At 67.7% G+C, this 16393-nt stretch carries 16 protein-coding genes; 2 read left to right on the top strand and 14 right to left on the bottom strand.

Going from position 1 to position 16393, the window contains the following annotated elements:
• Positions 1–48: 48 nt before the first annotated feature.
• The 7 genes from BLS42_RS03065 to BLS42_RS20470 all read right to left on the bottom strand — a co-directional run bounded on the left by BLS42_RS03065 (position 49) and on the right by BLS42_RS20470 (position 8439).
• Positions 49–591 carry a CinA family protein gene (locus BLS42_RS03065; RefSeq protein WP_090576296.1) on the bottom strand — a complete coding sequence of 181 codons (543 nt, stop codon included), beginning with the start codon at positions 589–591 and terminating at the stop codon, positions 49–51.
• Positions 588–1160 (bottom strand): CDP-diacylglycerol--glycerol-3-phosphate 3-phosphatidyltransferase, encoded by a 573-nt coding sequence (gene pgsA, locus BLS42_RS03070; protein ID WP_371129510.1) that lies wholly within the window; start codon positions 1158–1160, stop codon positions 588–590. The genes BLS42_RS03065 and pgsA overlap by 4 nt, the downstream gene beginning before the upstream one ends.
• A 91-nt stretch (positions 1161–1251) precedes the next feature.
• Positions 1252–4173 (bottom strand): FtsK/SpoIIIE family DNA translocase, encoded by a 2922-nt coding sequence (locus BLS42_RS03075; RefSeq protein ID WP_090577058.1) that lies wholly within the window; start codon positions 4171–4173, stop codon positions 1252–1254.
• 247 nt (positions 4174–4420) lie between these two features.
• A complete protein-coding gene (locus tag BLS42_RS03080; RefSeq protein WP_090576302.1) occupies positions 4421–6112 on the bottom strand; it encodes a ribonuclease J in 1692 nt (563 codons plus the stop codon).
• Positions 6113–6172: 60 nt separating this feature from the next.
• Positions 6173–7081, bottom strand: a complete 909-nt coding sequence (dapA, locus tag BLS42_RS03085; RefSeq protein WP_090576305.1) for a 4-hydroxy-tetrahydrodipicolinate synthase — start codon at positions 7079–7081, stop codon at positions 6173–6175.
• 104 nt (positions 7082–7185) lie between these two features.
• Positions 7186–7974 (bottom strand): carbon-nitrogen hydrolase family protein, encoded by a 789-nt coding sequence (locus BLS42_RS03090; protein ID WP_256336212.1) that lies wholly within the window; start codon positions 7972–7974, stop codon positions 7186–7188.
• A gap of 9 nt (positions 7975–7983) precedes the next feature.
• A complete protein-coding gene (locus tag BLS42_RS20470; protein ID WP_256336213.1) occupies positions 7984–8439 on the bottom strand; it encodes a hypothetical protein in 456 nt (151 codons plus the stop codon).
• Positions 8440–8531: 92 nt separating this feature from the next.
• Between BLS42_RS20470 and BLS42_RS03100 the strand changes: the two genes are divergently transcribed.
• Entirely contained in the window at positions 8532–9785 is a 1254-nt protein-coding gene (locus BLS42_RS03100; protein WP_090576308.1) for a heparan-alpha-glucosaminide N-acetyltransferase domain-containing protein, read from the top strand.
• A gap of 6 nt (positions 9786–9791) precedes the next feature.
• Here BLS42_RS03100 and BLS42_RS03105 read toward each other — a convergent pair whose 3' ends face one another.
• Both BLS42_RS03105 and dapB read right to left on the bottom strand, forming a co-directional pair.
• Positions 9792–10274: a hypothetical protein gene (locus BLS42_RS03105; protein WP_090576312.1), complete on the bottom strand. Its 483-nt coding sequence runs from the start codon at positions 10272–10274 to the stop codon at positions 9792–9794.
• A gap of 5 nt (positions 10275–10279) precedes the next feature.
• Complete coding sequence (gene dapB / locus BLS42_RS03110) at positions 10280–11038, bottom strand: 4-hydroxy-tetrahydrodipicolinate reductase (RefSeq protein ID WP_090576315.1); 759 nt, start codon at positions 11036–11038, stop codon at positions 10280–10282.
• A gap of 332 nt (positions 11039–11370) precedes the next feature.
• On the opposite strand from dapB, the gene BLS42_RS03120 reads away from it, so the two are divergent.
• The gene (locus BLS42_RS03120) at positions 11371–11829 is read left to right on the top strand and encodes a Clp protease N-terminal domain-containing protein (RefSeq protein WP_090576322.1); all 459 of its coding nucleotides are present in this window, start codon (positions 11371–11373) and stop codon (positions 11827–11829) included.
• Between the two features lie 19 nt (positions 11830–11848).
• Here the strand turns inward: BLS42_RS03120 and BLS42_RS03125 are convergent, their stop codons facing one another.
• The 5 genes from BLS42_RS03125 to BLS42_RS03145 are packed head-to-tail and all read right to left on the bottom strand — an operon-like array spanning position 11849 to position 16391.
• Complete coding sequence (locus BLS42_RS03125) at positions 11849–12331, bottom strand: molybdenum cofactor biosynthesis protein MoaE (protein ID WP_090576325.1); 483 nt, start codon at positions 12329–12331, stop codon at positions 11849–11851.
• Positions 12321–12833, bottom strand: a complete 513-nt coding sequence (locus BLS42_RS03130) for a MogA/MoaB family molybdenum cofactor biosynthesis protein (protein WP_090576328.1) — start codon at positions 12831–12833, stop codon at positions 12321–12323. Before BLS42_RS03130 ends, BLS42_RS03125 begins: the two co-directional genes overlap by 11 nt.
• Positions 12830–13366, bottom strand: coding sequence for a cyclic pyranopterin monophosphate synthase MoaC (gene moaC, locus BLS42_RS03135; RefSeq protein ID WP_371129499.1), 537 nt, complete (start codon positions 13364–13366; stop codon positions 12830–12832). Before moaC ends, BLS42_RS03130 begins: the two co-directional genes overlap by 4 nt.
• Entirely contained in the window at positions 13354–14577 is a 1224-nt protein-coding gene (gene glp, locus BLS42_RS03140; RefSeq protein WP_090576331.1) for a molybdopterin molybdotransferase MoeA, read from the bottom strand. The genes moaC and glp overlap by 13 nt, the downstream gene beginning before the upstream one ends.
• Before the next feature lie 26 nt (positions 14578–14603).
• Positions 14604–16391: a molybdopterin-dependent oxidoreductase gene (locus tag BLS42_RS03145; RefSeq protein ID WP_090577068.1), complete on the bottom strand. Its 1788-nt coding sequence runs from the start codon at positions 16389–16391 to the stop codon at positions 14604–14606.
• Between the last annotated feature and the right edge of the window lie 2 nt (positions 16392–16393).

Here is a 16393-nt window from a genome sequence, read left to right on the forward strand (position 1 = left end):
CGACACAATGTAACAACTATTCGGAATCAACTTTTGTTCCCGGCAACTTTACGCCCGGTAGCCTTCGGAAGATAGGGCTTCCAGCAGGCGTTCCAAGGCGGCGCCGCACGCGAGTGCGCGGATCTCGGCGCGGCTCCCTTCAAAGGAATAGGGGTACGACGTCGATCCTCCCGCCGTGGCGATGCCGATAAAGACCGTGCCCACCGCTTTGCCGTCGTGTCCTTCGGGCCCGGCCACACCGGTGGTGGACACGCCGACATCGGCGCCGCAGATGCGGCGCGCGCCGTCGGCCATGGCCGCGGCGACTTCTCCGTCCACGGAGCCGACGGCGTCGAGCAGCTCGCCGGGGACGCCCAGGACGTCGGCCTTGACCTTGTTGGCGTAGGACACCACGCCGCCCTGCAACATCCCGGAGGCGCCGGGCGTGTCGGCCAGCATGGCGGTGACCATCCCGGCCGTGAGGGATTCGGCGGTGGCGGCTGTCATCCCGCGGCCGAGGGCGCCGGTGACGGCCTGCTCCGCCAGACGGTGCAGGTTGGGGTGCAGCTTGGGATGAGGACTGGGGTGAAGGTCTGGCTCCGCATGGTTCATGGCTTGTTCTCCCTTACCCGTGCCTTCTCGGCCCTAATGCCGGCGGCCCGCAGCTTGAGGGCCTCAATGACGTATTCGCCGCCGGTCCACAGGGTGATGGCCAGCGCAGCCATCATCACGACGAACGCCACAACGCCCAGCCACGGGGCAATGGACGACAGCGGAAGGATGTAGAGGAAGATGGCCACTGTCTGCACCACGGTCTTAAGCTTGCCGCCGCGCGAGGCCGGGATTACGCCGTAGCGGATAACGAAGAACCTCAGCGCGGTGATGCCCCACTCCCGGACCAGGATCAGGATGGTGACCCACCACGGCAGTTCCTGGAGCAGCGAGAGCATCACCAGCGCGGAGCCGATCAGAAGCTTGTCGGCGATCGGGTCCGCAATCTTGCCAAAGTCGGTAACGAGGCCGCGGGACCGGGCGATGTCGCCGTCGAGCTTGTCCGTATAGATGGCCACCGCGAAAACGGCGGCGGCCGCCCAGCGCCAGACGCCGTTCTGGGCCTGCAGTCCCGGGGCGTCGAGGATGAGGAACCAGACGAAGAACGGCACCAGCACTATCCGCAGCATCGTGAGGACATTCGGCAGGTTCCAGATCCGCGAGGCAGATCCGGCATTGGCTTCGGCGCTATTCACCTTCCTAGGCTACCGTCTTCGCACGCTACCGTCCGGTGAGCGACCAGGCGTCCTCTGAGCCGTCTTCGTCGCTGGAGCCGCCATCGGCGCCGTCGTGGTAGTCGATCGGCTGGGTGCGGTTCTCCAGGTCGGCCGCCACGAGGTCCTCCGCGTAACCGCCCTGGGCGATGTTCGCGTTGGCGTTATCGCTCAGGGCCGCGGTCTGCGAGTCAGCGGCCACCGGGCCGTCTTGGCCCTTCATCGCGGCCAGCACGGCGGCGAGGTCGTCCGGCTTGACCAGCACGTCGCGCGCCTTGGAACCTTCGGAGGGTCCCACAACTCCCCTGGACTCGAGCAGGTCCATGAGGCGGCCGGCCTTCGCGAAGCCGACCCGGAGCTTGCGCTGCAGCATCGAGGTGGAACCGAACTGGGTGGTGACGACAAGCTCGGTGGCCTGGAGCAGGACCTCGAGGTCGTCCCCGATGTCGTCGTCGATCTGCTTCTTCTGCGCCTCGGGCGCGACGTCGTCGCGGTAGACGGCCTTGAGCTGGCCCTTGACGTGCTCGACCACCTTGTGGATCTCGGACTCGGTGACCCAGGCGCCCTGGACACGCATCGCCTTGGAGGCTCCCATCGGCAGGAACAGGGCATCACCCTGGCCGATGAGTTTTTCGGCGCCCGGCTGGTCCAGGACCACCCGGGAGTCGGTGACGGAGGAGGTGGCGAAGGCCATGCGGGAGGGCACGTTCGCCTTGATCAGGCCGGTCACGACGTCGACTGACGGACGCTGGGTGGCCAGGACCAGGTGGATGCCCGCCGCGCGGGCCAGCTGGGTGATGCGGACAATCGAGTCTTCGACGTCGCGCGGGGCCACCATCATGAGGTCGGCGAGTTCGTCCACGATCACCAGCAGGTACGGGTACGGCTTGATGACGCGTTTGGAATCGACCGGCGGGTGGACCTTGCCGGCCCGGACGGCCTTGTTGAAGTCGTCGATGTGCTTGAAGCCGTAGTTGGCGAGGTCGTCATAGCGGGCGTCCATTTCCCGGACCACCCACTGCAGGGCCTCGGCCGCCTTTTTCGGGTTGGTGATGATCGGCGTGATGAGGTGCGGGACCCCTTCATAGGCCGTGAGCTCCACGCGCTTCGGGTCCACCATGACCATGCGGACCTCGTCCGGGGTGGCCCGCATCAGGATCGAGGTGATCATCGAGTTCACGAACGAGGACTTGCCGGCTCCGGTGGCACCGGCCACGAGCAGGTGCGGCATCTTGGCCAGGTTGGCCACGACATAGCCGCCCTCGACGTCCTTGCCGACCCCCATGACCATGGGGTGGTCGGTGCGGCGGGCGTTCTGGCTGCGGAGCACGTCGCCCAAGGACACGGTTTCGCGGTCCGTGTTGGGGATTTCGATGCCGATCGCGGACTTGCCCGGGATGGGGCTCAGGATGCGCACATCCGAGCTGGCGACCGCATAGGAGATGTTCTTGGACAGGGCGGTGACCCGCTCCACCTTGGTGCCCGGGGACAGTTCGATTTCGTAGCGGGTCACGGTGGGGCCACGGCTGAAGCCGGTGACCTGCGCCTCCACGTTGAACTGGTTGAGGGTCTCGGTGAGCGAGGCGACAATCGCGTCGTTGGCCTCGGTGCGTTCCTTGGGGATGGAACCGGGCGTCAGCACGTCCGACGCCGGCAGGGTGTAGGTGACGTCGCCGGCCAGGGAGAGCTGTTCGGTGCGCTGCGGAATCGGAGTGGGCAGCGGTGCGGGCGCCACCGGGTTGGAGGGGACCTTGGCGGCGGCCGCGGCGGCGGCGGGGTTGAGCGATCCCGCGGCCACCATCCCTGGGGTGACCAGCGGGATGGCCTCCGTGGCGTCCTCGCCAACGGACCCCGCGGTGCCGAGGCCTTGGGCGGCCTTGATCTTTTCGACGGCGATCTCGGCCTGGGTGGGACGGCGGACGCCGGGCGCGACGCCAGAGGGCGCTTTCGCGCCCTTCGCACCCTTGGCGGGCGGCTCCTCGTCGTCGTCGATCACGGCGCGCTCGAAGGCTTCGTCGCCTACGTAGCCTTCCAGGCCGGACTCGTCGTCGTGGTCCTTGCCGAAGAGACGCTTCCGCTTCTTCTTCGGCGGGGCCGGGGCGTCGTTCTCGTACAGGTAGCTGCGGTCGTGGCGGTCGCCGGCCTCGTCGTCCTGCAGGTCGATGCCCATCAGGTGCTCGTACGCGTCCCGCAGTCGGCCGGGAATGGCGCCGAAGGGGGTGGCGGTGACGATCAGCAGCGAAGTGAAGGCCAGCAGGCCGTACACCGCGACGGGGACGGCGGTGTGCAGGGCAGCGAGCGGGGCGGCGGCGAGGTACCCGAGCATGCCGCCGGCCCTGCGGAGGCCGTCGAAACCGTCGGCGACCGTCGGCTGGCCGCCGATGATGTGGGCCAGGCCAGAACCGGCGAACGTCATGATGAGGAAGCCGATGCCAATCCGGTTGTTGCCGCGGCCGTCGTCGGGCTGGCGGAACAGGCGGAACGCGCACACGAACAGCATGAGCGGCAGCAGCAGGGACATCCAGCCGAAAGTGCCGTTGACGATCGCAAAGATGAGGTCGGGCAACCAGCCCGTGAATCCCCACCACGCGAAGGTGGCAACGAAGACTCCCAGGGCCAGGTTGAACAATGCGGCACCGTCGCGGCGGTCCTCCGGAGCGAGGTCGCTGACGTCGTGGCCGACCCGCCGGATGCCGGCGCCGAAGACGTGGGCGATGCCCAGCCATGCACCGGCCACCACCCGGACAACCCAGGGCTGGTGCGGCTCAACAACGGCCAGCTGTCGGGTCCGCGCTGTTCCAGTGGTTCCGCCCGCGGTTCCCCGCTGCCGGGCGGATTTGGATGCGGCGGGACTGGACCCCCGGCCGGGAGAACTGCCTGATTTGCCGCTTGAGTTTCCTCTAGGCGCGGAAGAAGTACGAGTCGCCATACCCGCCACGGTACCGGATGCCGGGCCGAAAACCCCGAATTTCCAGGGCGTCCGGGATCATGTTGCCGCCAGCCCCAACGGAAAAACGGCCTCCCCCGCCTCCCGCCGCCCTCAGGCTGCGGTTGGCCGGGAAGGCCATTTACCAGGCATGCGCCCGGTACGTGTGAAGGACCTACGCCCGGTGAACCAACTGGGGCTTACGCCCGGTGAACCAACTGAGGCTTACGCCCAGTGAACCACCTGAGGCTTACGCCTCAAGGACCACCGGGATGATCATGGGCTTGCGGCGCAGCTTGCGGTTGACCCAGGTGCCGACGACGCGGCGGACGACCTGCTGCAACTGGTGCGTGGTGTGGTCCGTGCGGTTCAGCACGGCCTCTTCGAGGGCCTCGTTGATCTTGGGGATGATCTCGTCGAAGACGGAATCGTCCTCGGCCACGCCGCGGGCGTGGATCTCGGGCCCGGACACCACCTTGCCGGTGGCGCGGTGGATGACTGTGATGATGGAGATGAAGCCCTCATCGCCGAGCGTCTGGCGGTCCTTGAGGTCCGCTTCCGTGACTTCGCCGACGCTGGAGCCGTCGACGTAGACGAATCCAACCTCGACCTGGCCCACGATGTCGGCCTGGTGATCGCGAAGGTCGATCACGGTGCCGTTGTCCGCGAGCAGGATGCTTTCCTCCGGCACGCCGGATTCGAGGGCGATCTTGCCGTTGGCGATGAGGTGGCGGGTTTCGCCGTGCACCGGCATGGCGTTGAGCGGCTCAAGGATGTTGTAGCAGTACAGCAGCTCGCCGGCGGCAGCGTGGCCGGAGACGTGCACCTTGGCGTTGCCCTTGTGGATGACGTCGGCGCCGAGCTTGAGCAGGCCGTTGATGATGCGGAAGACGGCGTTTTCGTTGCCCGGGATAAGGCTCGACGCGAGGATGACGGTGTCGCCGTCGCCGACGACGACGCGGTGGTCGCCGTTGGCCATGCGGGACAGGGCCGCCATGGGCTCACCCTGGGAGCCGGTGGACATCAGCACAACCCGGTTGTCCGGCAGGTTGTCGATGTTCTTAATGTCAACCAGGATCCCGGCCGGCACCTCGAGGTAGCCGAGTTTCGCGGCGATGGCCATGTTCCGGACCATGGAGCGGCCCACAAAGGCAACCTTGCGGTTGTGGTTTGCGGCGGCATCGAGGACCTGCTGGACGCGGTGCACGTGCGAGGAGAAGGAGGCGACGATGATGCGCTTGGAGGCCTGCCCGAACAGCCGGTCCAACGTGGGGCCGATTTCCTTCTCGGCGGTGGTGAAGCCCGGGACGTCGGCGTTGGTCGAATCCGACATGAACAGGTCCACGCCCTCTTCGCCCAGCTTGGCGAAGTGCCGGAGGTCGGTGATGCGGCCATCCAGCGGCAGCTGGTCCATCTTGAAGTCACCGGTGTGCAGGACGGTGCCGCCCGCGGTGCGGATGAACACGGCCAGGGCGTCCGGGATGGAGTGGTTGACGGCGACGAACTCGCATTCGAAGGGGCCGAACTTCTCGACCTCGCCTTCGACGACGGTCTTCGTGTTCGGCTTGATCCGGTGTTCCTGCAGCTTGGCCTCGATGAGGGCCAGCGTGAGCTGCGAACCGACAATGGGAATGTCGGCGCGCAGGCGCAGGAGGTAGGGGACGGCGCCGATGTGGTCTTCGTGACCGTGGGTCAGGACGACGGCGACGATGTCCTGGAGACGGTTCTCGATGTAGGAGAAGTCCGGCAGGATAAGGTCGACGCCGGGCTGGGTCTCCTCGGGGAAGAGCACCCCGCAGTCAACGATGAGAAGCTTGCCGTCGATCTCGAAAACGGTCATGTTGCGACCGATTTCCCCGAGTCCGCCGAGCGGCACGATCCGCAGGGTGTTCTTCGGGAGTCGGGGAGGCGTGACAAGGCCGGGAAGGGCGGTTTGGGTCATAGTGCACTACTTTCCAGGCGGAGGCCGGACTGGTTCTTAACGATCAGGAATGTCTCCCGATCAGGAAAAGACCATCCCCGCTTCCGCCAAATCCTCGCGGATGGTTGCGATCTCGGCCTCGCCCGGCTCCACGAGGGGCAAACGGACAACCGAGTTGGGCAGGACTCCCTGCCACTTAAGAACCTGCTTGGCAGCGACAGCACCCTGAATGTGGGTCATCACTGCGCGGACCACGGGGTCCAGTTCGAAATGTAGGGTGCGGGCGGTAGCAAAATCGCCTGCAAGTGCGGCATCGATCAACGCGCGGAACTGCCGCGACGCGACGTGCGCGGAGACGCTGACCACCCCGACGGCGCCGGCAGCCATCCACGGCAGGGTCAGGCCGTCATCGCCGGAGTAGACATCAAGATCGGTGTTGGCCAGAACGCGCGTGATGGCGGCGAAATCTGCCTTGGCGTCCTTGAGCGCAACGATCTTAGGGTGATCGGCGAGCCGAATCATGGTCTCTGGCTCGATGGGCACGCCGGCGCGGCCGGGGATGTCGTACACCATGACGGGGAGGTCGGCGGCGTCGGCCACGGCCTCGACGTGCGCCTGAATGCCGGCCTGGCTTGGCTTGTTGTAATACGGCGTGACGATCAGCTGGCCGTGCGCTCCGGCCTTGGCGGCGCGCTTGGCCATCTCGATCGAGTGCGAGGTGTGGTTGGTCCCGGTTCCGGCGATAACTTTGGCGCGGTCGCCCACGGCCTCGACGATGACGCGGAAGAGCTTCTCTTTTTCGTCGTCTTCCAGCGTGGAGGTCTCCCCCGTGGTGCCGGAGATAACGAGGCCATCATTGCCCTCGTCGACGAGCTTGCTCGCCAGTTCCGCCGACTGCTGGTAGTCGACCTCACCGTCCGTGGTGAAAGGTGTGACCATGGCAGTCACGAGGGTCCCGAACGTGTAAGAGCGAATATCAGAGTCAGCCATATGAAAAACGTTACCTTGTCCGCGGCATGTAAGGACAATGGCGACGGTGTGACGAACGTCAAACTCGCCGGTCCACACGTCACGTTTCCGCCATCCGGCCGGACTCAGGTCCGCCGAAACCGCGCCAGAACGCTGTACTGGAGGCTCGCGGTCAACACCTCGGTGCCGGTGCCGGCCGCCTGCCGGAACGGAAGCCCGTCAGGGCCCCAGAAGCCGCTCAGCCCGCAGGAGGCTCCGAGCGGCGTGGCGCCTGCCAGGTTCGCCAGAACGGAGAACATCCGGTTGTCCATGGCGCGGGCGCCAAGATGCAGACCCAGCCGATGGTCCTCCCCGGCAGTGTAGAGAGCGGAAACGGCATAGATGTCCGCGCCCGCTTCAGCGGCCCATTCCGCGTGGCCGGGGCGGGCGGCGTCGAAACAGATTGCCAAGGCGACCTTCCAGCCGTCGATCTCAAGGACGGCGGGGTGGCTGCCGGCCACGAAGAGACCTTGCTCCGGACCGTGCAGGTGGGTCTTGAAGCTGGTCTCGATGGTGCCTGCAGGATGGACTGCGAGGGAGGCCAGTCGCGGCGTGCCGTCTTCCTCCTTGAACGCAGCCCCGACCACGGCGGTTATTCCGGTGCGCCGGCAGATTTCCCTGATGCCGTCCAGCCGCCCGTCGGCCGCGCTCAGCCACTCCCCCGGCCCCTCCAGCAGGTCCAGCCGGTACCCCGTCAGTGAGAGCTCGGGAAAGACGACCAGCCGGGCTCCGTGCGACTCGGCGTCTTCGATGAGCCGGATGTGTTCGGGCACGTTGGCCACGACACCGCCATCCAGGGCCTCGTATTGGACGGCGGACAGCGTCAGCGCTGTGATCGAGCCAGCGATTGAGCCAGTGATTGAACCAGTAGTCACCCTGCCATCCTAGGCACCTCCGCTTTCGCCGGAAGGCGCAGATGACGCCGAGCAGTAACGCCCGACGGCGGTTTCGCGAAGGGCCTCGGCCCAGACGGCAAGGCGCTGGGCCGCCCGCACGTAGTGGAACAACTCTGTTGGAGTGAGGGCATCCAGGTCCGTCTCGGCCAGCCGCCGGGCCAGCTCCGCTCCCGGCGGCTGCACTGCCAGCGCCGCGCCTTCCTTGTCCCACTGGACGTCCTCGGCGGGCTCGCCGGCGACCAGGCGCCGGAAGAGGAAGTCCACGACGCCCGGGCTCATGGCTTTGAGAACGCCGGCCGCCGACTCGCTGCCGTCCGCCCGCCTGCCGGGCCGGGCACTGTTCCGTTCCGGACCTGTTGGTTCCGGGCCCGTTGGATCCAGGCCTTTTGAATCCCGGCCTGGAAATTCCGGATTCAGGAAGGCGGGCTCTGAGGCGTTGTTCATGCGCTCATCGTATTCGAACATATATTCGAACACAAGGCTTGTTCGGACACGAAGATGAGCTGTGGCCCGGCCGACCATGAGACGATCAGACGATGACCGCGCGCGGACTGACCACTGCTTCCCGGACCGTCAAGGGCACGTCCGCCGCCGCCCGGCTGGTCGGCATCGACGCCGCACGCGGGCTTGCCTTGCTGGCGATGATGGCCACGCACGTGCTGGCGACCTTTGAGCCGGACCCGCAGCTCACGCCGACGTGGATCGGGCTGGCATTCTCAGGGCGGGCTTCCGCCCTGTTCGCCGTACTGGCCGGCGTCGGTCTGGCCCGGTCCACGGGGAAGCAGCAGCCGCTCGATGGCCCCGAACTGTGGGCGGCCCGCCGGGGCATCGCCCTGCGAGCGCTCGTGATCGGCGCCGTCGGACTCTCCCTGGGCGGACTGGAAGTCAACATCGCCATCATTTTGGTCCACTACGCGCTTTTGTTCCTGTGCGTGCTGCCGTTTGTCGGGCTGGGGGTGAAACGCTTGCTCATGCTGGCAGGCGCCTGGATCCTGGCAGCTCCGGTCCTGGCCTTCCTGCTGCGGCCCTGGCTGCTCTCCGCCGATCCGCCCCTGCGGCTGGGGCATAACCCGGGCTGGGAGGACCTGGCCACACCGGCGAGGCTGCTCGGCGACCTCTTCCTCACCGGCTTTTACCCTGTCCTGCAGTGGATCGCCTATCTCCTCGTGGGGCTGGCGATCGGCCGCATGGCGCTGTCGAAGGCAGCAGTGCCCTTCCTGCTGCTGGCCGCCGGAACGGTGGTGGCCGCCACTTCCAAGTGGCTGGGGATCGTCACGATGGAGGACTGGGGCGGCAGGCGCGCGCTGGAGGCGCGGATCGGCGACCCCGCCTACCCGTTGGAGAGCCTGCTGCAGGTCAACCTTGCCGGCGTCGACCAGTCGGGCTCAGCGTGGTGGCTGGCCACCAGTTCACCGCACTCGGGCACCACGCTGGATCTGTTGCACACGTCGGGGGTCGCCGCCGCCGTGATTGGCGTGTGCCTCCTGCTGGGGCGGCTGGGCACATGGCTGGAGCTTGATCTACTGCTCCCGCTCCGCGGAATCGGGGCCCTGACGCTGAGCCTCTACACGGCTCACCTGTGCATCATGGCGGCCCTGCATGATCAGCCGCTGGCACCCGGCTGGACCGTGGATGGCGTGTACTGGGCGCAGGGCGCCGGCATGCTGCTGATCGGCGGGGCCTTCGCGGCGCTGGCCTGGCGCGGGCCGCTGGAGTGGGTGACCCACGCCGCCAACCAGGTGGGCAGCTACCAGTCCGGGCGGGTCCGCCAGCCTGCCCGCTTCCGCTAGGTCCGGCTAGGGCTTCTGCACGCCGGTGCGGAACATCCGCACCGCGTCGCGCATCGAGGCGCGGGCCCGCTTGCGGTCTCCGGCGGCATCGTAGGCGCAGCTGAGCCGGAACCAGGAACGCCAGTCCTCGGGGGCGGCTTCCGCCTCGGCACGGTACTTCTCAAATTCGAGGTCGGCGGCTTCGCGAATGATCCGGCCGGCGGGCGTGCGCGGCAGCGTGTCCTCCGGCAGGCCGCCCTCGGCTTCGAGGATCTTAGCCAACCGCTCGGTGCGGGCGCCAAACAGCAGCTCCCGGATCAGTGCCCAGGCGCCGATGACCGGCAGCACCAGGTAAGCGACGCCGATCGCTTTCGCCACGAGGTTCGGGTCCGACATCAGGAGCACGGAACGTTGAAGGGACACCACCAGGTAGAACGCAAGCAGCAGGGTGACGGCCCCCACCCAGATCTTGGTGCGGTTGGCTTTCAGGGCTGTCAAGGCGGCGGACATCGGACTCAGAATCCCAGATCCAGGTAGCCGTCGAGCCCCACAGTGAGACCGGGGTGTGCGGCGACGTTGCGGATCCCCATCAGCACTCCGGGCATGAAGGAGGCACGGTCGAAGGAGTCGTGGCGAATCGTCAGCTGCTCCCCCGGCCCGCCCAACAGGACCTCCTGGTGAGCGACGAGGCCGCTGAGACGGACGCTGTGGACGCGGACGCCGTCGACGTCGCTCCCGCGGGCGCCATCGAGCTCCGTGGTGGTGGCGTCCGGGCTGGAAGGCACGCCAGCGGCGGTGCGCTCGGCCGAGATCAGCTGCGCAGTGCGCACAGCCGTGCCGGAGGGGGCATCCACCTTGTCAGGGTGGTGCAGTTCAATGATTTCAACGGATTCGAAGTACCTGGACGCCTTGGCGGCGAAGGCGGAAGCCAGGACCGAGCCGAGGGCGAAGTTGGGGGCGATGAGGACGCCGACGCCGGGCCGGTCGGCGAGGAGCTCCTCCAGCCCCGCGAGCCGGTCGGCATCCCAGCCGGTGGTGCCCACCACGGCGTGCATGCCGTGCTCGACGGCGAAGCGGACGTTCGCCTCGGTGCTTTCGGGGACGGTCAGGTCCACCACGATCTGCGCGCCGGAGCTGACAAGCGTGTCGAGGGAGTCGTTGCGGCCAAGGGCCGCGACGAGCGTCAGGTCCGCGGCGGCGTCGACGGCCTTCACGGCCTCTGCGCCCATGCGCCCGTTGGCGCCCAGCACGGCTACTGAGAGTTGTTCGGTCATGCCATCAACCCTACCGTCGGGGCCGTTGCGTTCAGGAACCGGCGGCCTTGGGTTACAGGCCCAACCCGCGCCTGTCAGGCTGGATTGACGAGCCGGATTTGTCAATCTAAACTGACAGGCATGGAGACTGACGACCTGTCCGCGCATATTCATTCACTTGACCCCGCCGTCGGTCTACGGGCGGTCGGCGCCCTTCATCGCCTGGCAGAACAGGTCGAGGCAGCGCAGGTAAGAGCTGCTAGAGAACAGGGATGGACCTGGGAGCAGATCGGTGACGCCCTGGGTGTCTCACGGCAATCCGTCCACGCAAAATACCGAGAGTGAGATCAACGATGTTTGAACGATTTGCCGGCGATACCCGAAAGATCGTCGGCTATGCAATGGAAGAGGCCCGCTATAGCGGCGACAAGCGGTTGGGCACGGATCATCTGCTGCTGGGGGCGCTTCACGATCCCGGTCCGGCCGGCCTTCTTGGAGTCACGCTCGATCAGGCAAGGGCAGCGGCCGCGGCGCTTGATCGTACGGCACTCGCGTCAATCGGCATAGATGCCCAAGGCTTTGAACGCGCCACCATGCCCAGCCGGGGGAAAAAGCCGCCCTTCAGCTCAGGTGCCCGGTCCGTCATGGAAGGCATGCTTCGGTACACCATTGACCAGAAGTCACGACAGATCACCACCGCGAATCTTCTGCTGTCCCTGCTGGACCGCGAGGAACACGATCCGGCGGCCTCGCTCCTCGATGCACTGGGGGTCGACCGGGCCGAGGTCCGGCGCAGGGTCCTTTCCTCCTGATCGCGGGCTCAGGTGCTGCCTACTCGCCGGCGCCGACCCATTCCACAGTGCCGTCGGCGAAAAACTGTTCCTTCCAGATCGGCACCTGGGCCTTGATCCGGTCCACGAGTTCGGCACAGACCTCGAAGGCCTGGCCGCGGTGGGCTGCGGAGACGGCGCAGACCAGGGCAGGATCGCCGATCTCCAGCATGCCGATCCTGTGGGCCGCCCAGATCCGCACCGGCTGGTGCAGTTCCTCGACGACCTCGGCGCCGCCGGCCGGGACCGAGTGCTCGGCCACGAGCCCGGCGACGACGTCGGCCATTACCTGGTGCGCCGTCGGGTGGGCGCTGTAGCTGAGCCGGGAAACCTGCTTGCCGCCGTCGTGGTTGCGCACGACGCCGCTGAAGCTGACCACCGCTCCTGCGGTGTCCGACTCGACCGCCGCGATGGCCTGCCCCACGGAAATCGGCTCGGCGCTCAGCACGGCGTGAACGATTTCAAATCCAGTTTCAGTGCCCATGGCTGCCTTCCAGCTGGTCGCAAAGATGTCCAAGAATGGGATCCAGCACGCCCAGGCCGTCCATCACGCCCTTCGGGGATCCGGGGAGGTTCACGATAAACGTCTGTCCGGCCGCGCCCGCGTGGCCCCGGCTGAGCATGGCCATCGGCGTTTTGGCTGCACCGGCGCTCCGGATGCCCTCCATGATGCCTGGGATTTCCCGGTCCAGCAGGGGCAGGGTCTGCTCCGGCGTAGCGTCAGTGGGACTCAGCCCTGTGCCGCCGCTGGTGATGATGACGGCCGGCTGCTGGCTCAACAGGGCGCGGAGCGCGGCCCCCACCGGCGCCCCGTCCGGCACCACCATGGCAGGGAACGGCTCAAAGCCGTGTTCGGTGAGCCAATCGATGATGACAGGACCGGTGAGGTCCTCGTAGATACCGGCGGCCGCCCGGGTGGAGGCGATCACGACGCCGGCCTTCCGGCCGGTGGCGTCGCCGTGGCGGTGCGGTTCGGGCATGTTCATAGGGTCCAGTCCCCGCTCTTGCCGCCGCTTTTGGCGAGCACCTTGATATCGGTCAGGACCGCGTGCTTGTCCACGGCCTTGATCATGTCGTACACGCTTAGTGCCGCGACCGTCGCCGCGGTCAGCGCTTCCATTTCGACCCCGGTGACACCGCGGGTCTTGACCGTGGCAAACACCGTCACGGAGTCGGTGTCGAGCTCAAAGTCGATGGTGACCTTGGCGATGGGCAGCGGGTGGCACAGCGGGATGAGGTCCGGCGTCTTCTTGGCCGCCATGATTCCGGCGATGCGGGCGACGGCCAGTGCGTCGCCCTTCGGGAGCTCGCCGCCGCCGAGGAGGGAAAGGACCTCGGCCGTGCTGCGGACGGTCGCGGTTGCCGTGGCTTCCCGCGTGGACTGCGCCTTGTTGGACACATCCACCATCTGGGCCGTGCCGTCGTGGCGGAGGTGGGTCAGGCGGGGGTGGTCCGCCGCGGCGTTATCCGCTGGTGCGGCATCCGCTTCAGGGTTTTCTGCTTCATTCACAGGATCCATACTTCCACTTCATCGCCCGCAGCGAGCGCCGCCGTCCCCTCAGGAACGTGAACCAGGGCGTTGGAGCGGGCCAGGGCATGGACCAGGTGCGAGCCCGCACCGCCCTCCAACCGGACTGTGCCGTCTGGAGCCAGCGTGCCGCGCCGGACCTGGTGCTTGCCCGGCGGGGAGGTCAGCGGTTCGGCGAGGCGCGCGCGGACCGCGGGCCGGAGCGCCGGCGCGCCGAACAGCTCCGTGAGGACCGGGCGAAGGAACATCTCGAAGGACACGAGGCAGCTCACCGGATTACCGGGAAACCCCAGCACGGGGACGCCGTCGAAGCTGCCGATCCCCTGCGGGCCGCCCGGCTGCATCGCCACGGCGCCGAACTCGACGTCGTGTCCCGCCATTGCCTGCCGGACCACTTCATAGGCACCTTTGCTGACGCCACCGGTTGTGACGATCAGGTCGACGGCGGGACCATGGCGGCGCAGCAACGCGGCGAGCTCATCCGGCTGGTCAGTGGAGACGCCGGTCCGTGTGACCCGGAGCCCGGCCTGGCGCATGGAGGACTCGAGCAGCGTGCCGTTGGAGTCAAAGATCTTGCCCGGTCCCAGCGGGTTGCCCGGTTCCACGACTTCGTCGCCGGTGGTGACCAGGAGGACCCGAAGGGCGGGACGGACGGGCACATCCGTGTAGCCCATTGCCGCCAGCAGTCCCAGCTGGCCGGGGCCGAGGAAGGTCCCCGCGCCGAGGGCGAGCTCGCCGGAGCGGATGTCGCTGCCGGCGTCGCGCACAAACGTTCCGGCAGCCGCGGGGGGAAGGTGGACCGTGGCGGGCTCTCCGGGTGCGGGGAAGGAATCGGGCACGGCCTGTTCAATGGGTACGACGGCGTCGGCCCCGGCCGGCATCATCGCGCCGGTCATGATCGGTGCTGCCGTGCCAGCGGCCAGTTCTGCCGGTGCGGCACCGGCCGGGACGGGCGCGACGACGCGCAGTTCCGTGCCGCCGTCGGGCACGTCGCCGCTGCGGATCGCGAAGCCGTCCATCTGCGAGTTGGCAAAGGGGGGAAGGTCCAGCGGCGCCAGGATGTCGGCGGCAAGTCCCCGGCCCAAGGCCTCGAGCAGCGGGATCCGTTCCACTCGTTCCTCGGTGCGGAGCGGGGCCAGCAGGGCGAGCACCTTGTCCCGGTGCGCTTGAACGCTAACGTGCCTTGTCTCGGTGCGGTGCATGCGTTTCCTGACCTTTGCTCGGCTCGCTAGGACTTCACTTCCACTCTAATCGTGTGGTAGCCGGTGGCCCCGCTCGGCGCGACGGGGGCCGACTCCTCGACTTGCGGAACGCCGTCGAGGGTGGTGGCCCGGACCTGGACCTCGTACCGGCCCGGAGTCAGCGGCGGGCCCAGCTTCCACTGGTACCAGGTGTCCTTGGAAATGCCCGGGGCCAGCTCGGCCTGATGCCAGTCGCCGCCGTTGGCCCGCAACTCCACCTTGCCGATGCCCGTGTGTTGGGCCCACGCGACGCCGCCGAACACCACGGTCCCGGCCCTCACGCTGGTCCCGTCGCGCGGCACGTCGATGCGGGACGAGGTCTTGATGGGCCCGCGCTCGCTCCAGCCGCGGGGCGTCCAGTAGGCGACGTCGTCGGCATAACGGGTCACCTTGAGCTCGGTGACCCACTTGGTGGCCGAGACGTAGCCGTACAGTCCCGGCACGATCAGCCGGACCGGGAACCCGTGCTCCAGCGGGAGCGGTTCACCGTTCATTCCCACGACCAGCAGCGCGTCCCTGCTGTCCGTAAGGGCCTCGAGCGGAGTCCCGGCGGTCCAGCCGTCCGTGCTGCGGGAGAGGACCATGTCCGCCCCCGGCTTGGGACCGGCCATGGCGAGCAGCTCGCGGACGGGCCAACCGAGCCAGCGGGCGTTGCCGATCAGGTCCCCGCCCACCTCGTTGGAAACGCAGGCGATGGTCACGTAGCGTTCCGTCAGGGGTTTGGACAGGAGGGTGGCGAAGTCGAGTTCGATCTCGCGCTCCACCAGGCCCGTGACCCTCAACGTCCACTTGTCCGGCTCCAGCAGTGGCACACGCAGGGCGGTGTCGATCCGGTAGAAATCCTTGTTCGGCGTCACGAGCGGGCCCAGGCCGTCCAGCCGGATCTCGGCACCGGCGGGTACCGGCGGCGCCGGCGCGGCGGGCGCGGGGAGGACCAGCCTGCTGCGCACCTCAGTGACGACGGCGGCCGCTCCCCTAAGGGTGGAGGCGAGCACACCGGCCACGGCGGCAACCCCGGCCGTCCCGCCCAAGGCCAGCAGGAAGCGGCGGCGGGCAGGCCCGGGTTCATTGGCGGTAGCGTCCTCAGGCTGCGCCGGGGCTTCCGTCGAGGCGGACTCCGCCGCAGCCGGGGCTTCCGTCGAGGCGGCTTCCGTCGCGGCGGGCTCCGCCGCAGGGGTTCCGCCTGCGGCGGGTTTCCACTCCAACAGTTTCCGGATGAGCCACCGCAACAATGCGATGCCCACCAGTGCCACGAGCACCGGGACGGGGATGGCGTTGGCGGTCAGATCGGGCCGGCTCAGCACGGCCACGAGGCCTACCGCGCCGAACACCGCGATGAGAATCACCCCGGCGGAGCGGCGCCGCACTTCCAGGACACCGGACAAGGCCGCGAGTGCGGCGATGACCAGCGCCATGCCGACCAGCAGTGCCACCTTGTCTGCCGTGCCGAACACGGAGATAACCCATTCCTTGACACCCGGCGGGACGGTGTCGATCACGGCTCCGCCCACGGCCGTCACCGGAGAAACCGTAGGGCTCACCAGGCTGGCGGTGAGCTCACCGAGCACCACCGCGGTCCCCACGGCCACCAGTCCGGCCCCGCCGGCCCACAGGTCCCGCGCCCGCTGCTGTTGGGTGCGCTGCTGCTGGGTGGGCTGCTGGTGGGTGCCCTGTTGCGGGGCCTGTAGTTGCGGGTCCTGCGGTTGCCGGGTCCGTCCCCGTTGCCCCTGCGTTCCTCCTTGTTCGTGGTCCTTGCCAGCGAGTGTCCCGTCCATTT

Source organism: Arthrobacter sp. ov407 (assembly GCF_900102895.1).
In the GTDB taxonomy this organism is placed as follows: domain Bacteria; phylum Actinomycetota; class Actinomycetes; order Actinomycetales; family Micrococcaceae; genus Arthrobacter.